The following is an 18,538-nucleotide window of genomic DNA, read 5'->3' as shown; positions in this document are numbered from 1 at the left end:
CCGTTGAAGTTGGGCGCCTCACGCCCGGCAGCGTCAGACGCCGGCCTTCACCTGGGCGACGGCTTCGGCGATCAGCGAATCCATCTTGCTGCGCAGTTCGGCCTCGGTCACTGCAGCATTTGCGGCGGTGAGGTCGGCCAGCACCTTGCGCAGCACGTCGTCATCGCCGGCTTCCTCGAAATCGGAGGCGACCACTTCCTTGGCATAGGCATCGGCGTCAGCGCCGGTCTTGCCGAGCTTTTCCGCGGCCCAGAGGCCAAGCAGCTTGTTCCGGCGGTTCGTCGCCTTGAACTTTTGCTCTTCGTCGAGCGCGTATTTGCGTTCAAAATCCTGTCCGCGCTTGTCGAGTGATGACATCTTGGGGTTCCCTGGGTTTGGGGTGGTCGGGCCGGCGTTGTAATGTCCGGTTGGAGGCTTAACTAAGTGCGCGTAGCCGTACGGACAATCGGCCGCATGGTCGCAGGTCATTGCGAGGACGTGACATTTGTGCAACCGGGTAAAACCCGCATCCGACCGGCCGGATCGATTGTATCGGCGGGGGGGATCGGGTAGGTTGCCCCAAGGTTCGGTTCTCGTTCTGTTTCCTGATCACAGTTCTGTATTCAGAATCTGTGACAGATTGGTGCACAGACCGGTTCAGATGAGTTCCAGGCCTTCACGGCAGCTCCGTCGTGGGTCTACCCCGTTATTCGGAGCAACCAAATTCCATGGATTTCAACAACACACGGTACATCCCCATGAGCCGTCGACGTCGCATTTATGAAGGCAAGGCCAAGGTTCTGTATGAAGGCCCGGAGCCCGGGACCCTGATCCAGCACTTCAAGGACGATGCGACCGCGTTCAACGCGAAGAAGCACCAGGTCATCGAGGGCAAGGGTGTCCTCAACAACCGGATCTCGGAATACCTGTTCCAGCATCTGAACGACATCGGCGTGCCCACGCATTTTATCCGCCGGCTCAATATGCGCGAGCAGTTGATCCGTGAGGTCGAGATCGTGCCGCTCGAGGTCGTCGTGCGCAATGTCGCCGCCGGCTCGCTGTCGCAGCGCCTCGGCATCGAGGAAGGCACCCAGCTGCCGCGCTCGATCATCGAGTTCTATTACAAGAACGACCAGCTCAACGATCCGATGGTCTCCGAGGAGCACATCACGGCGTTCGGCTGGGCGACCCCGCAGGAGATCGACGACATCATGGCGCTGGCCATTCGGGTCAACGACTTCCTGACCGGACTGTTTCTCGGCATCGGCATCCGCCTGGTCGATTTCAAGATGGAATGCGGCCGCCTGTTCGAGAACGACATGATGCGCATCATCGTCGCCGACGAGATCTCGCCCGACTCATGCCGGCTGTGGGATATCAAGTCGAACGAGAAGCTGGACAAGGACCGTTTCCGCCGCGATCTCGGTGGCGTGCTGGAGGCCTATACCGAGGTTGCCAAGCGTCTCGGCATTCTGGCAGAGAACGAGCGCCCGATGGGCACCGGTCCGGTATTGGTGAAGAGCTAAGGGATAGAACGTGAAAGCCCGCGTCACAGTCACATTGAAGAACGGCATCCTCGATCCGCAGGGCAAGGCGATCGAGGGCGCTTTGAAGTCGCTCGGCGTCGACGGCATCGCCCAGGTGCGCCAGGGCAAGGTGTTCGACATCGAACTCGCGCCCGGCGCCGATCAGGCCAAGGCCGAAGCCGCGTTGAAGGCGGCGGCTGACAAGCTGCTGGCGAATACGGTGATCGAGAATTACAAGGTTGAAGTGCAGGGATAAGGCTTCTGCGTGAAGCCTTACTCCGCACGAATACCGCATCGCGCATCGTCTTGAACTGAATGAAGCACCGAGCCTGACATGAAATCCGCCGTTCTCGTCTTCCCCGGAATCAATCGCGAGCGCGACATGGCGCGGGCGCTGAAGCTTGCTTCGGGCACTGAAGCCAAGATGGTCTGGCATGCCGAGACGTCGCTGCCGGCCGGCACCGATATTGTCGTCGTGCCCGGCGGTTTCTCCTATGGCGATTATCTCCGCTGCGGCGCCATCGCAGCGCGTTCGCCGGTGATGGACGCGGTCCGCAAATTCGCGGCCGACGGCGGCCTCGTGCTCGGCGTCTGCAACGGGTTTCAGATCCTGTGCGAGAGTGGCCTGTTGCCGGGCATTCTGATGCGCAATGCGCGGCTGAAGTTCATCTGCCAGGACGTCCATCTGCGCGTCGAGCGTTCCGACACCGCCTTCACCCGCGGCTACAATGCCGGGCAGGTGATCCGCGTGCCCGTCGCCCATGGCGAAGGCAACTATACCGCGGATGAAGAGACGCTGAAGCGCCTCGAAGGCGATGGCCGCGTGCTGTATCGCTATTGCTCGCCCACGGGCGAGGTCGGCGATCTCCACAATATCAATGGCGCGGCGGCATCGATTGCCGGCATCGTCAGCGAGACCGGCAATGTGCTCGGCATGATGCCGCATCCGGAAAACCACGTCGAAGACATCATGGGCAACACCGACGGTCGCGGCCTGTTCACCGGCCTCGCCGCCCATCTGGCGCGCGCTGCATAGCTGCACTGCGCGATCGAACCCAGCGTTATCTCACAGCGTCCATCACGCATCGGATGACACGTCGCCGGCCTCTTGCCGGCACGTGGCGTTCATTTGCTTGCTTGAGGGGATGCTCATGCCGCTGGCTCTGGTCATTGTTCTGCTCGATATCATGCTGGTCTATCACGCTGCCCGCACCGGGCGGATGCAGCCCTGGGCCTATATCATCCTGATGGTCCCGGTGGCCGGCGCGATCGCCTATGTGGTGATCGAACTCCTGCCGGAGATTTTCGGCGGGCGCACCGCGCAGCAGGCGCGCCGCAATGTCGCCAAGCGCATCGATCCGGAAAAGACCTATCGCGCGCTCGTCGATCAGCTCGCATCCGCCGATACGATCGCCAATCGCGCGGCGCTGGCGGCGGAGTGTCTTGAGATCAGCCGCTTCGACGAGGCCGTGCAGCATTACGACCACATCCTCGCTTTGCCGCTCGGGCACGAAGCGAAATATGCGCTGGCCAAGGCGAAGGCGCAGTTCGGTGCCAAACGCCCGCTGGATGCAATCGCCACGCTCGACGAATTGCAGAAGCAGTGGCCCGACTTCGAATCCGCGGACGCGCATCTCCTCTATGCACGATCGCTGACCGACGCGGGGCTAACCGACGAGGCACTCGGCGAATACGAAGCGCTGCTGCGTTATGCATCGAGTGCCGAGGCCCATGTTCGCTATGGCCAGCTGCTGCAGGCGCTGGGGCGCACGTCGGAAGCGAAAGTCGTGTTCGCAGAGTTCGTGGTGCAGATGAAGCGTGCGCCGAAATTTGCCCGCAAGGCACAGGCGGAATGGTTGTCCATCGCCGAGAAATCGCTTGCGGCGTGAGAGCCGCAGTCGCAATCTCACGCTGTCACCGGCTGTTGTGATTGATGCGGAGTGCGCGACGTGAGTGATCAGATTTACCGTTGGATCGGACGTACGGTGGCTAGCCTGACCGTGATGTCGTTTGCTGCAGTTGCTCACGCGCAAACCTATCCCACACGCGCCATCACGATGATTGTGCCCTTTGCCGCCGGCGGTACATCCGATGTGATCGCGCGCGTCGTTGCCGAGCAAATGTCGGTGCCGCTCGGCCAGACCATCATCATCGAGAACATTGTGGGGGCGGGAGGTTCGACCGCCTTGACGCGTGCAGCGCGCGCGACGCCGGATGGCTATACGATCGCCATTGGCAATGCGGGCACCAGCGCGGCGACCTACACGATCTATCCAAAACTGACTTTCAAACCGGAGTCCTTTGTCTCCATCGGCATGGTCGCCAAGACTTTTGGCGTTGTTGCGCTTCGCAAGGATTTTCCGGCAGCCGATCTGAAGGCGTTCATCGCTTATGCCAAGGCCAATCCCGGCAAGGTCAATCTCGGCCATGCCGGCGTCGGTTCATCGAATTACCTGATCTGCAAGAGTTTCGTGCAGGCGGCCGGCATCGATGTCACCCTGGTCGGCTATCGCGGTGCCGCGCCGGCATTGACCGATGCGATCGGCGGCCAGATCGATGGCGTCTGCGATTCCGCCGCATCCGTCTCGCAGGCGATCGACGACAAGCTCGTGAAGGCGATCGTGGTCGGCTCCACTGTGCGGCTGGGCTCGCTGCCTGATTTGCCGACCTCGGCCGAAGCAGGGTTGCCGGACTTCGAGGCGCAAGGCTGGAACGGACTGTTCGCGCCGAAGGGCACGCCGCCGGAGATCATTGCAAAGCTCAATGCAGCTGCACGCGTGGCCGTGGAGAGCGAGGTCGTGAAGAAGCGGTTTCGCGATCTCTCCACAGTCGCGCCCGATGCCAATGAGCATGCACCGGATGTACTGCAGCAAATCGTGACGCGTGATGTCGCGAAATACAACAAGCTGCTGCAATAGAAATAGGCGGCTGCGTATTCTCACCGTCATTGCCCGGTTCAACCAGGCAATCCAGTAGACGCAAAAGTTCGTGCTCATCACATCGGCCGGTGTCTACTGGATCACCCGCTTCCGCGGGTGATGACAAAAGTGTGCTGGCCCGAAACTTGCTCACGTCTCCTTGCCTTTGCCCATAGCAGGAGACGTCATGTTGATCCGCAAGACATCCACTATCCTCGCGCTTGCAGCCACGCTGCTGGCACAACCGGCCTTGGCCGAAAGTACGCTGCGCATCGCCATGACGGCGGCGGATATCCCCACTGCCACCGGGCTGCCGAATAACGGCTTCGAGGGCATTCGCTTCATGGGCTATCCGATCTTCGAAGGTCTCGTGCTGTGGGACCTGACCAAGACCGACCAGCTTGCCGGATTGCGTCCGGGCCTTGCGGAGAAATGGGAGCAGGCGCCGGGCGACACCAAGACCTGGATCTTCCATCTGCGCAAAGGCGTCAAATTTCACGACGGCAGCGATTTCAATGCCGATGCGGTGATCTGGAATCTCGACCGCTATTTCAAGAATGACAGTCCGCAATTCGAGGCGGCAGCCTCGGGCATGTCGCGGGCGCGCGTGCCGCTGATGGGCTCCTACAAGAAGATCGACGATGCGACGGTGGCGATCACCACGACGACACCCGCATCCTACTTCCCTTATATGGCCGTCTATCTGCTGTTCACTTCGCCGAGCTCGTTCGAGAAAGCCGGCAAGGATTGGGGCAAGGTGGCGACCTTGCCGGCGGCGGGCACCGGTCCGTTCAAGATCAGCCGCGTGGTGCCGCGCGAGCGCGTCGAGCTGCTGCGCAATGACGGCTACTGGGATGCCGCGAAGAAAGCCAAAGTCGACAAGGTCGTGCTGATGCCGGTGCCGGAAGCGAATGCGCGGCTGGCTGCGCTGCGGTCGGGGCAGGTGGACTGGATCGAAGTGCCGCCGCCGGACGGGATTGCCTCGCTGAAATCCGCGGGCTTCACGATCACCACGGGCTCCTATCCGCATGTCTGGCCGTGGTTCTACAATATCGGCGCCGCCAATTCGCCGTTCAAGGATGTGCGCGTGCGCCAGGCGCTGAACTATTGCGTCGATCGCGAGGGGCTGGTGAGCCTGCTGGCGGGCACCGCCGAGCCGTCATCGGGCTGGCTGAAGGCGTCCGATCCGAATTTCGGCAGTCCTGCGAACCGCTACAAATTCGATCCGGCCAAGGGCAAGGCGATGCTCGCCGAAGCCGGCTTCACGCCGCAAAAGCCGCTGTCCTTCAAGGTGCAGATTTCTTCCTCGGGGTCCGGCCAGATGCTGCCGATGCCGATGAACGAATTCATGCAGCAGAACCTGAAGGAAGCTTGCGGCGTCAATGTCGAGTTCGACGTGGTGGAATGGACGGTGCTGCTCACGGCCGCACGCTTGACGCCGGATAATCCGAACCTGAAGGGTGCGATGGGCCTCAATATCTCGTCGCCGTCGTCGGATGTCGGCATCATGGCGCGCTATTTTGCGGCGGCGAATTTCTCGCCGAACGGCTTCAATTTCGAGCAGTGGAAGGATGACGTGTTCGAGGACGCGCTGAAGGCGCTGGCGGAATCCACCGATCCCAAGGTGATCACCGACGCCACACGCAAGGCGCATGAGCGCCTCGTGGACAATCCACCCTGGCTCTACATCGTCCACGATCTCAATCCGCGCGCGATGACCAAGAATGTGAAGGGCTTCGTCTCGCCGCAATCCTGGTTCCTCGACATGACGCTGGTGAGCATGCAGTAAACGGAAGGGAGCTTCTGTAGGGTGGGCAAAGCGCAGCGTGCCCACCTTCACGCGCACGGCACTTGGTGGTGGGCACGCTGCGCTTTTGCCCACCCTACGGTCATTGGACGGCAGGTGTGGCAGCAGGCCATCTTTCGCCCACGCGCGCTGTCATATAAGAGGGCAAGCAAGGTGATTTGGCCTTGGGTCGTTCCATAAGGGCGCCAGGGCGAGTTGATAAAATCGCAATCAACATTTGCAAGATTGGCGTCCAGCCAGGCATTTGATTTGGGGCATTGCATGAAAATTCGGTTGGCGACGGTACGATCCACCGTGGCAACGCGCTGCATGATGGTATCTGCCGTCGTGGCGCTCGCCGTCGTGGCGATGCCGCCTGCGGCAAATGCTGCCGCCAAGCAGACGCGCCCCGCGCGGCTCGTCGAGGCGATGGCGCCGCGCAATGCCGGCGAGCCGATCATGGCCATCGTGTCGATCAAGAGCCAGCAAGTGACGTTCTACGACGCCGAAGGCTGGATCGCGCGGGCACCGGTCTCGACCGGGGTAGGGGGACGCGAGACGCCGTCCGGCGTGTTCGCGATCCTGGAGAAAAACAAGGACCACCGCTCCAACATGTATGACGATGCGGCGATGCCGAACATGCAGCGCATCACCTGGAACGGTGTCGCGCTCCATGGCGGCCCGCTGCCGGGCTATGCCGCCTCCCATGGCTGCGTGCGCATGCCATTCGGTTTTGCCGACAAGATGTTCGACAAGACGCGGATCGGGATGCGGGTGATCGTCTCGCCGATCGACGCGGCTCCGATGGATATTGTTCATCCGGCACTGCTGGTGCCGAAGCTCGAGGTGATTGCTGCGGTTCCGGCGCGGGCCGAGACTGCGACGCGCGCGGCGGCAGAGGCGGCCACAGCGGCTGCCGAGGCGAAGAAGCTTGCCACATCGACCGCCCGCGAGGCCAAGCCGCTACCGGCGGCGCTGCGCAAGCTGGAGGCCGCCAAGCTTCGTGCCGATGCCCAGCTCGCATCCGCCGACAAGGCGCTCGCCGCTGCCTCGACCGATCAGGCGAAAGCCCGCGCGGAGGACCTGAAGCATAAGGCGGCGGTGAAGGCTGCGGAACTGGCCACGGAGCTGGAGGCTGCCAAGGCTGATACGACGGCGAAGCTCGATGCTGCCACCGCAGCGAAGGACGCAGCCAAGGCTGCCGATGCCAAGAAGGCGGCCACCGCCACCGCGGCCCTCGACGCAAAGCTCGCTGCCGAACCGGTCTCGATCTATATCAGCCGCGAAACGCAGAAGCTCTATGTTCGCCGCAACACCCACAAGCCGGCGCCAGATGGCGGCGGCGAGGTGTTCGACTTCAGCATCGAAGTGCCGGTCACCATCCGCGATGCGGGCCGGCCGATCGGCACGCATGTGTTCACGGCGATGGCGCAGGACGGCACAGGCCTGCGCTGGAGCGCCGTCACCATCGACGAGGGCGACAGCGCCAGGAGCGCGCTCGATCGCATCACCATTCCGCAGGAAGTGCTCGACCGGATCGGGCCGACGGCCCTGCCGCGTTCCTCGATCGTGATCTCTGACGAACCGCTGAGCGCCGAAACCAATTACCGCACCGAATTCGTTACGGTGCTGAACAACCATCCGCAGGGTGGTTTCGTCACCCGCAAGCCGACGCCGCGCCCCGAAATGGACGTGGCGAGCGGCGATTACGACGATGGTTTCAGCATGTTCTTCCCGCGCGAGCGCGCGCCGCAGAACAATGCGATGCGCCGCCGCAGCGGCCAGAATGAGCGGCCGATGTTTCAGCGCAATTGGTGGGAATAGGGCGAGTCGCTCCGTCATTGCGAGGAGCAAAGCGACGAAGCAATCCAGTTCTTGGCTTTCTGGATTGCTTCGCTACGCTCGCAATGACGAAGAGGGGGTGTTAACCTCTCGGTAACCGCATTTATTCAGATCTTAATCAAAGCGTGAACATTTCATTTCAGGCTCGGGTTATTGCTCCGGCAACATCGGATTTGAACAATGACATTGCGGTTCACCACCATGATCGTCGCCGTGGCGGCGAGTGCATCCACAGCGTTCGCGCAGGCGCCTGCACCGGCGCCCGCCAAGGCGCCGAATGCCAATGCCATCATCGACATCAAGGGAATGACGCCCGAGCAGCGCTCGGCCGCGATCCTCGCGCAATATAGCGAGCCGGTGTTCGATCCGCAGTCTGCGCAGCGCACCGAAGATGCGATCAAGCGCTACAAGGCCATTGCCGCGAAGGGCGGCTGGCCGGCCATTCCAGCGGAAGCGAAATATGCGGCAGGCGCCGAAGGCGCGGATGTCGATCTGCTGCGGCGCCGGCTCGTCATCACCGGCGATCTGTTCACCGTTGAGAACACCGGCCCTTATAACGATGAACTGATCGCCGGCGTGAAACGCTTCCAGCTACGCAACGGGCTGCTCGCCACCGGCCTGGTCGGCCCGCGCACGCTGGCGGCGCTCAATATACCGGTCGAGAAGCGCATCCAGCAGCTGGAAGCGTCATTGCAGCGGATGCAGGCGCTCGGCTTCAAGTTCGGCGACCGCTATGTCGTCGTGAACATCCCCGCGGCCTATGCCGAAGCCATCGAGGGCGAGAAGGTGGTGCGGCGCTATCGCGTCGTGGTGGGCAAGAGCGAGAAGCCGTCACCGACGGTGACGTCGCAGATCAACAACGTCAATCTCAACCCGACGTGGACGGTGCCGTCCTCGATCACCAAACACGAGATCTCCGCGCGCATGCGAAAAGATCCCGGCTATCTCGCGCGCATGCATATGCAGGTGCTGGATGGCCGCGGCAATGCGCTCGATCCCGCGAGCGTGGACTGGAGCGAGGGCAAGGTGCCCGATGTCACCGTGCGCCAGGATCCGGGCGAGTGGAATGCGCTCGGCCGCGTGCGCATCGACATGCCGAATTCCTACGCCGTCTATATGCATGACACCAATCAGCGCAATCTGTTCGCCAATGACTATCGCTTCGATTCCCATGGCTGCGCCCGCGTGGACAATGTGCGCGATCTCGCCGCATGGCTGCTGAAGGACACGGCGAACTGGGATCGCACGCAGATCGATCTCGGCATTGCGACGGGGCAGCGCCTGGATATCAAGCTGACCAAGCCGGTGCCGGTGGCCTGGGTCTATCTCACCGCCTGGATGGCGCGCGACGGTATCGTGCAATTCCGCAACGACGTTTACGATCAGGATGCGCAACTCAACGAGGCGTCGGCGGACATCAAGGCTTTTCTGAATCCGACCAGTGAGCCGGTGACGCGTTAGTGCTCGGCCGTAGGGCGGATGAGGCGAAGCCGTCATCCGCCGGCCGACTGCATTGCTGAAACTCCGTGGCGGATGACGCTGCGCTCATCCGCCCTGCGGCACAGCTTGCGCATAGGCTCCATGCGTCGGCGCGTCGCCGGTTTACAGCAGCAGCGCCGGCAGCTTAGCTTCGTTCAGCGATCACCTTGTTGAACGGATGCACGACATGACTTTGGCGATGGGTTGGGACGAGTGGGCGAAGCATGACGCGGTGGCGCTGGCCGAGCGCGTGCGCAAGGGCGAGGTGACGCCCGCCGAACTCGCGGCACAGGCTGCTGCCGGTATCGCCAAGACCAATCCCGCGCTCAGCGCCGTTGTCGAAGTGTTCGACGATGTGGTCGCCGATCCCCTGAAGGACGGGATGAATCCGGACGGCGTGTTCGGCGGCGTGCCGTATCTGATGAAGGATCTCGGGCCGACGCTGAAGGGGCGGCTGCAGGAATTCGGCTCGCAGATCATGCAGGGGAATCGTCCTGCGGCGGACAGCTTCCTGACGGGCAAGATCCGCAAGGCCGGCCTCAACATCATCGGCCGCAGCACCACGCCGGAATTCGGCGTGTGTTCTTCTGCCGAGAACAAGTTCTATGTCACGCGCAATCCGTGGAACGTTGACTATTCGAGCTGCGGCTCTTCGGCCGGCTCGTCAGCGATGGTGGGGGCCGGCGTGCTGCCGATCTCGCATGCCACCGATGGCGGCGGCTCGATCCGCATTCCTGCAGGCGTCTGCGGTACCATCGGGCTGAAAGTGTCGCGCGGCGTGTATTCGCTGGCGCCGGCCATGTCGGATCTGACCGGTCTGGTGTCGATCCAGGGATGCACCAGCCGCACGGTGCGCGACACCGCGGCCTTCGTCGACAATGTGCGCGGCGGCGCGCCCGGCGAATTCATGCCGTTCTGGTCGCCAGCCGAGCCCTATAGCGAATTGATCAAGCGTGATCCCGGCAAGCTCCGCATCGCGCTGTCGCATGAATGGGGCGACTACAAATCGCCGCCGCATTTCGTCGCCGAGCTGGCGCGTGTCGGCAAGTTGCTCGAAGGACTCGGGCATCACGTCGAGTGGGCCGTGCCTGACGTCGATTTCCGCGCCGCCTTCGCCGCACAGACGACCTGCTATATCAGCAATTTCGCGCAGGTGATCGCGGGCCATCTGGCACGGCTAGGATTGGACAAACCGACCACGGACCTGCTGGAGCCGATCAATATCAAGATCTGGGAAGATGGCCTCAACACGTCCTATACCGAGCGTGCCGCCATGCAGGCGGTGTTCAACACGACATCACGCGCTTTCGGCAATTTCTTCGAGCGCTATGACATCATCCTGACGCCGATCACGGCGAAGCCGACGCCGAAGATCGGCACGACGGAATATCTGTCGATGAGCGACAATCCATCGGTGCATGACTGGTTCGCCAATCTCTGGCAGTTCTTCGCCTATACGCCGCTTGCCAATCTTTGCGGTATTCCCGGCATCTCGTTGCCGCTGGCGTCGCAGGAGCATGGCCTGCCACTCGGCATCCAGGCGCAGGCGAAGCAGGCCAATGACGGTCTGTTGCTGCAGCTGGCCGCGCAAATCGAACGTGCGATCGATGGCAAGTGGAACGATGGCAAGCAGCCTGCGCAGCATGTGAGCCACTGAGGCCTGCTCCCCTGTCGCTTACGAAGGACGTGGTGGGCATGCTTCGCTTTGCCCACCCTGCAGTCCGTCAATCACGGAACTTCGACGCCTGCGACCCATTGGTGTCGGGAAGCGTGGACGGACGAAGTATCATGTCGAAGATGCGTCTCAAATCCGACTTGCCACAGAAGCTTTGCGCCGCCTGTGGGCGCCCGTTCGCATGGCGCAAGAAGTGGGCACGGGACTGGGAGCAGGTGAAGACCTGTTCGGAGCGTTGCAAGGGCGATCTGCGACGCAACCGGGCCGCCGCTGCGCCGGTCAATGGTGACCGCCCGTGAGGTGTCTGCGGCTCGTGCTCGGCGATCAGCTAACCCGCAATGTCGCATCGCTCCAGGACTATGAAGACGGCGACGTCGTTGTCATGGCCGAGGTCGCGGGCGAGACCACATACGTCAAGCATCACAAGCAGAAGATCGTCTTTGTGTTGTCGGCGATGCGGCACTTTGCCGAAGAGCTGCGAGCCGAAGGCATCGCGGTCGATTACATCAGGCTCGACGATGCCGGCAATACCGGCTCCATCACAGGCGAATTGCAGCGTGCTGTCGCGCGACATCAGGCGGAGCGGGTGATCGTCACGTCCCCCGGCGAGTGGCGCCTGCTGGCGGATCTGAAGGCGTTCGATCCGGGCGTCCCCGTCGAGATTCGCGAGGACGATCGCTTTCTGGCGAGCACCGCGCGCTTTGCTGCCTGGGCGGCGGAGCGCAAGGTGCTGCGCATGGAGTTCTTCTATCGCGAGATGCGGCGCGAGACGGATCTCTTGATGGAAGGCGATGCGCCTGCGGGCGGACAGTGGAATTTCGATCACGACAACCGCAAGCGCCTGCCGAAGGCACAGGCGCTGCCGCCGCGCTTCGGCTTTGCGCCGGACCGGGTGACGCAAGATGTGATGGCGCTCGTACGCGCGCGCTTCGCCGATCACTTCGGTGATCTCGACAGTTTCGAATGGGCGGTGACACGCAAGGATGCGCTGCGCTCCCTCGACGATTTTCTGCGCGATGCGCTGCCGAATTTTGGCAAGTATCAGGATGCGATGGCGAGTGGCGAACCTTTTGTGTTTCACGCGGTCATTTCGCCCTATCTCAATGCGGGCTTGCTGACGGCACGCGAGGTCTGCATCGCGGCGGAGCGCGAATATATCGAACGGCGCGCGCCGCTGAATGCGGTGGAAGGATTCATCCGGCAGATTCTCGGATGGCGTGAATATGTCCGCGGCGTCTATTGGCTGAAGATGCCGGACTACGCGGAAACCAATGCGCTGAACGCGACGCGGCCGCTGCCGTGGCTGTACTGGTCTGGCGAGACCGACATGCATTGCATGGCCGAAGCAATTGGGCAGACGAAGCGGACGGCTTATTCGCATCACATCCAGCGGCTGATGGTGACCGGCAACTTTGCGCTGCTCGCCGGCATCGCGCCGAAGGAGATCGCCGAATGGTATCTCGTCGTCTATGCGGATGCGTTTGAATGGGTCGAGCTGCCGAATGTGCAGGGCATGTCGCAATTCGCCGATGGCGGCCTGCTGGCGTCGAAGCCCTACGCATCATCCGGCGCCTATATCGACCGGATGTCGGATTTCTGCCCGAGCTGCGTCTATGACGTAAAGCTCAAATCCGGACCGAAGGCATGCCCGTTCAATTTCCTCTACTGGGCCTTCCTGATCCGCAACGCGGCGACGTTGCGCGGCAATCAACGGATGGCGATGCCGTACCGCACGCTGGCCAGATGGGACGAGGGGCGCAAGGCGGCGGTGATTGCGGAGGCGGATGCGTTTCTGGATGGGCTGGACGTTTGATGAATTGAGCGATGCGCTCAGCCGCGCGTCTCTATCATGATCGGGTTAGATGCGGCGCTGTGTAGTCGTCGAGCAGTTTGACGAACTGTTTGGCGAGCACGCTGAGCTCGCCGGTTGTCGGTTTCAGGACACCGACTTCGTAATGAACCAGCGGCGAGAATGGCCGGACCACCAGCGCGCCGGTTGGTCCCGTCCGCCGCAGCGTGTCGGCAATGCTCAAGGCGTCCACCAGGCAGATGCCGGCGCCGTCGATCACGAGATTAAGGGCGATGGCGAAGAACTCGCATTCGATCGCTGGATGGAACGGCGTGCCGCTGGCCTCAAAAGCGCGCGAGATGGCGGCGTAGGAGGTGCGGCTGCCCGGCGTGATGATGAGATCGCTTCCTTCCAGCAGATCGGGGGTGAGCGTTTCATGGGCAGCCAATGGATGAGATGCGGGCAATACGCATTGCAGCCGGAAGCGGTAGCGCTTCAACACCATGTTGGTGCGGTCGAATGGCGGCTCGGCAATGCCGATGTCGAACGCGCGCGATGACACCAGGCTGCGGACATTGTCGGAGCTGCGCGTCAGCAGCCGGATTCGGGTCGCCGGGCGGTCGCGGCGGAAGCGGCTGACGATCTGCGGAAGCCAGGCAATGCCGGGGCCCGGGCTGCTGGCAATGGTCAGGACGCCGCGTTGCCCGGCTGAAATCCCTGCTGCGGCGTCTTCCAGTTCGGAAAAGCCCGCCAGCGCCTGCACCGCTTCCGTATGCAGGAGCAACGCTTCGGCGGTCGGGACGATATGCCGGCTTTCCCGGCGAAACAGCGCGAAGCCGACATTCTGCTCCAGCCGTTTCAGCGCGGCGCTGACGGCGGGCTGGGTCACGCCGAGCGCGCGTGCTGCCTCGGTCACCGAGCGGTGCTGCATTACGGCGTTGAAAATCTCGATCAGCCTCAGATCCATAAATTTCATCTATACGTTTTATGGGCGGATTGTCTGCAAAATATCGTCGGAAGATCCGTAATCACCGAATTCCCATATCTGGCATCAGATTTGCTTATGTCTCGAAGACATGTTTGGAGCGTCTGCCGCCATGACCGAGATCAGTTCACCAAGCCCCGCATCCGGCCCGTTGCTGGCCGCAGAGGCCGTGGTGAAGCGTTTTGGAGCCAACACGGTCCTTCACGGCGTCGATCTGGCGCTGGGCATGGGCGAATCGACCTGCATCATCGGGCCAAGCGGTTCAGGCAAGACGACGCTGCTGCGTTGCATGGCGCTGCTCGAGGCTCCGTCCGATGGTCGCATCCTGATGGATGGGGCGACGGTGGCGCAAGCGGATCCGTCGTCGAATGTGCGCGCTGCCGCCAAGAAGGTGCGGCCCGAAATCGGCATGGTGTTTCAGCAGTTCAATCTGTGGCCGCATATGACGGTGCTGCAGAACATCATCGAGGCACCGATGCGGGTGCGCGGCACAGGCCGCGACGAGGCCATCGCCATCGCGGAAAACCTGCTGGAGAAAGTCGGGCTGGCAGCCAAACGCGATTCCTATCCCGCGCGATTGTCCGGCGGCCAGCAGCAGCGCGTGGCGATCGCCCGCGCGCTGGCGATGCAGCCGAAGATCCTGTTGTTCGACGAGCCGACCTCCGCGCTCGATCCGGAATTGCGTCGCGAAGTGCTGCAGGTGATGCGCACGCTGGCGCTCGAAGGCATGACGATGCTCGTCGTCACGCATGAAATGGGCTTTGCGCGCCGTGTCGCCAGCCGTGTCGTCTTCATGGACGAGGGCGTCATCGTCGAGCAGGGCAACCCGCAGCTTTTCTTCGAAAATCCCACCACCGAACGAGCCAGGCGTTTCCTGACGCATTTTGAGGATTGATGACCATGAAAAAGCTTCTGACCCTTGTCGCTGCCCTGGCTGTCTCGTCTTTGACGGTGGGACAGGCCAGCGCGCAGCAAACGCAGTCCCGTCTCTATGAAATCACCAAGAGCGGCAAGGTGAAGGTCTGCATCTGGCCGAACTACTATGCCATCTCGCTGCGCAATCCGGACACCGGCAAGCTCGAAGGCATCGACATCGATCTGTCCGAAGAGCTGGCGAAGGATCTGGGCGTCAAGCTCGAATATGTCGAGACCAGCTTCAGCACCTTCATCGCGGATCTGCAGGCCAACAAATGTGATCTCGGCATGTTCGGTGTCGGCGCCACCATGAAGCGCGCGCAGGCGGTGGCCTTCACGCAGCCCTATCTCATCAGCGGCATCTATGCGGTCGTGCAGAAGGACGGCAAGGTCAAGTCATGGGCGGATATCGACAAGCCCGGCGTGAATGTGGGCACGGCGCTCGGCAGCTATATCGAGCCGTTCCTGCGCGCGCATCTGAAGAATGCAAAGCTTGTCGCCGTGGCGCCGCCGGCCACGGTGCAGGCCGAACTGATGTCGCGCCGCGTCGATGTCATGGCCACCGACTTTCCCGCATCGACCAAGATGAATGCGCAGTTCGACTGGTCGGTCACGCTGTCGCCGCCGGAGCCGCTGTCGGTGACGCCCTATGCCTATGTGATGAACCACGGCGACCAGATCTGGCTGAACTACATGAACCTGTTCGTCCAGACCATCAAGCTCGATGGACGCCTGAAAGCCGCGGCCGAGAAGAACAAGCTCGGCCCGATCGTCGCGCCATAAGGCCATCTCATGCAGACCTATAGCTTTCGCTGGGACGTCATCCCGAGGAATTTCGGCTTCATCGCCGACGGCATCCAGATGACGCTGTTCCTGTCGGTGGTCACGCTGATCGTGGCCACCGTGCTCGGGATGGTGATCGCGCTCATGCAGATGTCGCGCTTCCGCCTGGCGCGGATCGCGGCGCTGACCGTGGGCGAGATCATTCGCAATACGCCGATCCTGGTGCAACTGCTCTGGGTCTATTACGTGCTGCCGATCGTGTTCAACATCCAGATCGACGCCCTCTCGGCGTCGATCCTCGGCCTCTCGCTCTATTCGGCAGTCTTCATCTCCGAAGTGTTTCGGGCCGGCATCGCCACGGTGCCGGTCGGGCATCGCGAGGCGGCGCAGGTGCTGGGTCTGACGCCGCTGCAGAGCTTTGTCCGGATCGTGGGGCCGCAGGCCATTCGCAGCGTGCTGCCGCCGCTGGCAGCCAACTTCGTTCAGCTGATCAAGTATTCGTCACTGGCGTCCGTCATCTCGGTCAGCGAGGTGACGCGGCGCGGCATGGAGCTGTCGTCGTCGACGTTCCGGCCGCTGGAGATCTTCACTTTCATCGGGGTGATCTATTTCGTGATCTGCTGGCCGCTGACCCATTCGATCCGTATCTGGGAGGCGCGCCTTGCCCGCCGCTGAAACCGCGCGCGCGGCTGTCGCGCGCGACCGGGTCGATCAAGTGATCGATCTCGCTTTGCCGCTGATCGCCACGCCTTCGCCCAATCCGGACGGCGACACCCGCGCGGTAGCGGCGCTGGCCGCGGATCTGATCAAGACGCATGTGCCGGGCGCAGAGATCGAATTGCATCCGGGCTCGGCATCCGTCGTCAATGTGGTGGCGCGGATCCGAGGTGCGGGGCCGGGGCGGCGCGTCGTGTTCAACGGCCATCTCGACACTTATCCCGTTGGCGATGCGGCGCGGTGGTCGGTCAATCCGGCGGGCGAAACGCGTGATGGCCGGCTTTACGGCCGCGGCGCGGCTGACATGAAGGGCGGGATCGCGGCATCGATTGGGGCGATGGCGGCATTGGCCGAACAGCGTGCGCATTGGCAGGGCGAAGCGGTGCTGACGCTGGCAGGCGATGAGGAGACTATGGGCCCGCTCGGCACCAAGCTGCTGCTTGATCAGGTCCCGCACGCGACCGGCGCTGCGACGATCATCGGCGATGCCGGATCGCCCATGGTGGCGCGGTTCGGCGAGAAGGGATTCATCTGGATCGACGTCACCGCGGAGGGCAAGGCGGCCCATGGCGCTCATGTGCATCTCGGCGCCAATGCGCTCGACCGCTTGCGCGTCGCGCTGGACCGCGTGAGCACCTTGCGTGATCTTCCGGTGAATATGCCTGAGCAGGTGCGCCGCGCGATTGCCGGCGCAAAGGCAATCTCCGAACCACTCTGTGGCGCCGGTGAAGCTGATGTGTTGTCGGCCGTAACGGTCAATCTCGGCATTATCTCCGGCGGCACATCGCCCAACCTCGTTCCGTCCACGGCGCATGCGGCGCTCGATATCCGGCTCCCGGTGGGGATCACGGCCGATGTGGTGCTGGCCAGTTTGAAGCAGGGCCTCGATCTGCCCGGCATCACCTGGCGCGTGCTGCGCTGCTTCGAGCCGAACTACACCGATCCGGACAACGAACTCATCCGTCGTTGCGCCAAGGCGGCGACCGACGTGATGGGACGCGCGCCTGCCGTGAACATGCGTGTCGGTGGTTCGGATTCGCGTTGGTTCCGGATGGCGAACATCCCGACCGTCGTCTACGGCCCGACGCCCTACAATATGGGCGCGCCCGACGAATATGCTGATATCGCCGAACTGGGCATCGTCTCCCGCGTGCATGCGCTGACGGCGTTCGATTTCCTCACACAGCAAGCGAGTGGCGCATGAGTGACGCAGCAGAATTCGTCGGCCCCGAAACCTTCATGGGCCTGCCCGCGGGGCTGCCGCAGCCCGGCTGCCGCGCGGCCATTCTCGGCGTGCCGTTCGATTGCGGCACACATCCGTTCCGGGTGGGTGCGCGGCAGGGGCCGTTGGAAGTGCGCCGCGAGTCGCGGCTGATCCGCCGCTATCATCCATCGCTCGCCGATGTCGACGTGCTGTCGCTGCTCGGCGCGGTCGATGCCGGCGACGTGGCGCTGGTGCCGGGCCGTATCGATGACGCATTCGTGCGGATCGAGGCCGCGGCCGCGCGCATCGTCGAGACGGGCGCGGTGCCGATCGGCATCGGCGGCGACGGGTCAGTGTCGCTGCCGTTGATGCGGGCCGCGGCACGCAAGCACAAGGGCCTGGTGGCACTGCATATCGACAGCCACACCGATGCCTATCCCTATACGCCGGATGATCGCTACAACGCGGCGACGCAGTTCACCAACGCCGCCGAGGAAGGCCTGGTGGATGCATCCTCCTCCTGGCATATCGGCGTGCGTGGCTTCACCTATTGCTCCGGCGTGCTGAAGCATACGCGCGGGCTCGGCTTCCGCGTCATCACCATCGAAGACCTGATGCGCCGCGGTTTTGCGCAGACCATCGCGGAATTCAGCGACGCGGTCGCTGGCCGGCCGGTCTATCTGTGCTGGGACATGGATGTGTTCGATCCGTCGGTGGCGCCGGGGGTCTGCACGCCGGCATGGGGCGGGCTCACCGCCCGCGAGGGGATCGAATTGCTGCGCAGCCTGTCCGGGCTGAACATCGTGGCGATGGATTTCAACACGGTCAGCCCGCCGCAGGACGTCAACGGCATGGCCGCGCAACTCTGCTCCCACATGATCATGGAAGCGCTGGTGTTGCTGGCGTCCAATCTGGGCCTGCTGCCGGATTGAGATGGGTG

At 62.7% G+C, this 18,538-nt stretch carries 18 protein-coding genes; 16 read left to right on the top strand and 2 right to left on the bottom strand.

Annotated elements, in window-relative coordinates; genetic code table 11:
• Positions 1-33 precede the first annotated feature (33 nt).
• Positions 34-357, bottom strand: coding sequence for a DUF1476 domain-containing protein (locus AC1RQ5_RS22015; RefSeq protein WP_398477693.1), 324 nt, complete (start codon positions 355-357; stop codon positions 34-36).
• Positions 358-737: 380 nt separating this feature from the next.
• Here AC1RQ5_RS22015 and purC point away from each other — a divergent pair, with 380 nt between their 5' ends.
• The 11 genes from purC to AC1RQ5_RS21960 all read left to right on the top strand — a co-directional run bounded on the left by purC (position 738) and on the right by AC1RQ5_RS21960 (position 13,018).
• Complete coding sequence (gene purC, locus AC1RQ5_RS22010) at positions 738-1,505, top strand: phosphoribosylaminoimidazolesuccinocarboxamide synthase (RefSeq protein ID WP_211909433.1); 768 nt, start codon at positions 738-740, stop codon at positions 1,503-1,505.
• 10 nt (positions 1,506-1,515) lie between these two features.
• Positions 1,516-1,761, top strand: coding sequence for a phosphoribosylformylglycinamidine synthase subunit PurS (gene purS, locus AC1RQ5_RS22005; protein ID WP_398477691.1), 246 nt, complete (start codon positions 1,516-1,518; stop codon positions 1,759-1,761).
• Positions 1,762-1,839: 78 nt separating this feature from the next.
• Positions 1,840-2,541 carry a phosphoribosylformylglycinamidine synthase subunit PurQ gene (gene purQ / locus AC1RQ5_RS22000; protein WP_493201767.1) on the top strand — a complete coding sequence of 234 codons (702 nt, stop codon included), beginning with the start codon at positions 1,840-1,842 and terminating at the stop codon, positions 2,539-2,541.
• Positions 2,542-2,656: 115 nt separating this feature from the next.
• Positions 2,657-3,394, top strand: a complete 738-nt coding sequence (locus AC1RQ5_RS21995; RefSeq protein WP_493201766.1) for a hypothetical protein — start codon at positions 2,657-2,659, stop codon at positions 3,392-3,394.
• Positions 3,395-3,508: 114 nt separating this feature from the next.
• Entirely contained in the window at positions 3,509-4,423 is a 915-nt protein-coding gene (locus AC1RQ5_RS21990; RefSeq protein ID WP_398477732.1) for a tripartite tricarboxylate transporter substrate-binding protein, read from the top strand.
• 187 nt (positions 4,424-4,610) lie between these two features.
• A complete protein-coding gene (locus AC1RQ5_RS21985) occupies positions 4,611-6,212 on the top strand; it encodes an ABC transporter substrate-binding protein (protein ID WP_493201764.1) in 1,602 nt (533 codons plus the stop codon).
• Between the two features lie 279 nt (positions 6,213-6,491).
• The gene (locus AC1RQ5_RS21980) at positions 6,492-8,033 is read left to right on the top strand and encodes a L,D-transpeptidase (RefSeq protein ID WP_493201763.1); all 1,542 of its coding nucleotides are present in this window, start codon (positions 6,492-6,494) and stop codon (positions 8,031-8,033) included.
• A 198-nt stretch (positions 8,034-8,231) separates the two neighbouring features.
• Positions 8,232-9,512, top strand: coding sequence for a L,D-transpeptidase family protein (locus AC1RQ5_RS21975; protein WP_493201761.1), 1,281 nt, complete (start codon positions 8,232-8,234; stop codon positions 9,510-9,512).
• A gap of 205 nt (positions 9,513-9,717) precedes the next feature.
• The gene (locus tag AC1RQ5_RS21970) at positions 9,718-11,187 is read left to right on the top strand and encodes an amidase (RefSeq protein ID WP_493201759.1); all 1,470 of its coding nucleotides are present in this window, start codon (positions 9,718-9,720) and stop codon (positions 11,185-11,187) included.
• A 131-nt stretch (positions 11,188-11,318) separates the two neighbouring features.
• Complete coding sequence (locus tag AC1RQ5_RS21965; RefSeq protein ID WP_493201757.1) at positions 11,319-11,504, top strand: DUF2256 domain-containing protein; 186 nt, start codon at positions 11,319-11,321, stop codon at positions 11,502-11,504.
• Positions 11,501-13,018, top strand: a complete 1,518-nt coding sequence (locus AC1RQ5_RS21960; RefSeq protein WP_493201755.1) for a cryptochrome/photolyase family protein — start codon at positions 11,501-11,503, stop codon at positions 13,016-13,018. The genes AC1RQ5_RS21965 and AC1RQ5_RS21960 overlap by 4 nt, the downstream gene beginning before the upstream one ends.
• A 34-nt stretch (positions 13,019-13,052) precedes the next feature.
• Here AC1RQ5_RS21960 and AC1RQ5_RS21955 read toward each other — a convergent pair whose 3' ends face one another.
• Positions 13,053-13,961, bottom strand: coding sequence for a LysR family transcriptional regulator (locus AC1RQ5_RS21955; protein ID WP_493201753.1), 909 nt, complete (start codon positions 13,959-13,961; stop codon positions 13,053-13,055).
• Between the two features lie 130 nt (positions 13,962-14,091).
• Here AC1RQ5_RS21955 and AC1RQ5_RS21950 point away from each other — a divergent pair, with 130 nt between their 5' ends.
• The 5 genes from AC1RQ5_RS21950 to AC1RQ5_RS21930 are packed head-to-tail and all read left to right on the top strand — an operon-like array spanning position 14,092 to position 18,530.
• Positions 14,092-14,874, top strand: coding sequence for an amino acid ABC transporter ATP-binding protein (locus AC1RQ5_RS21950; RefSeq protein WP_398477670.1), 783 nt, complete (start codon positions 14,092-14,094; stop codon positions 14,872-14,874).
• 5 nt (positions 14,875-14,879) lie between these two features.
• A complete protein-coding gene (locus AC1RQ5_RS21945; protein WP_493201750.1) occupies positions 14,880-15,677 on the top strand; it encodes an ABC transporter substrate-binding protein in 798 nt (265 codons plus the stop codon).
• Positions 15,678-15,686: 9 nt separating this feature from the next.
• On the top strand, positions 15,687-16,352 hold the full coding sequence (locus tag AC1RQ5_RS21940) for an amino acid ABC transporter permease (RefSeq protein WP_398477666.1): 666 nt from the start codon (positions 15,687-15,689) through the stop codon (positions 16,350-16,352).
• Positions 16,339-17,598, top strand: a complete 1,260-nt coding sequence (locus tag AC1RQ5_RS21935; protein ID WP_493201748.1) for a M20/M25/M40 family metallo-hydrolase — start codon at positions 16,339-16,341, stop codon at positions 17,596-17,598. Before AC1RQ5_RS21940 ends, AC1RQ5_RS21935 begins: the two co-directional genes overlap by 14 nt.
• Positions 17,595-18,530, top strand: a complete 936-nt coding sequence (locus AC1RQ5_RS21930; RefSeq protein ID WP_398477662.1) for an arginase family protein — start codon at positions 17,595-17,597, stop codon at positions 18,528-18,530. The genes AC1RQ5_RS21935 and AC1RQ5_RS21930 overlap by 4 nt, the downstream gene beginning before the upstream one ends.
• Positions 18,531-18,538 lie beyond the last annotated feature (8 nt).

This window comes from Tardiphaga sp. GW821-FHT12E02 (genome assembly GCF_058807155.1).
Note: the sequence above shows the minus strand (reverse complement) of the source record. Positions and strands in the feature narration are given on the sequence as shown.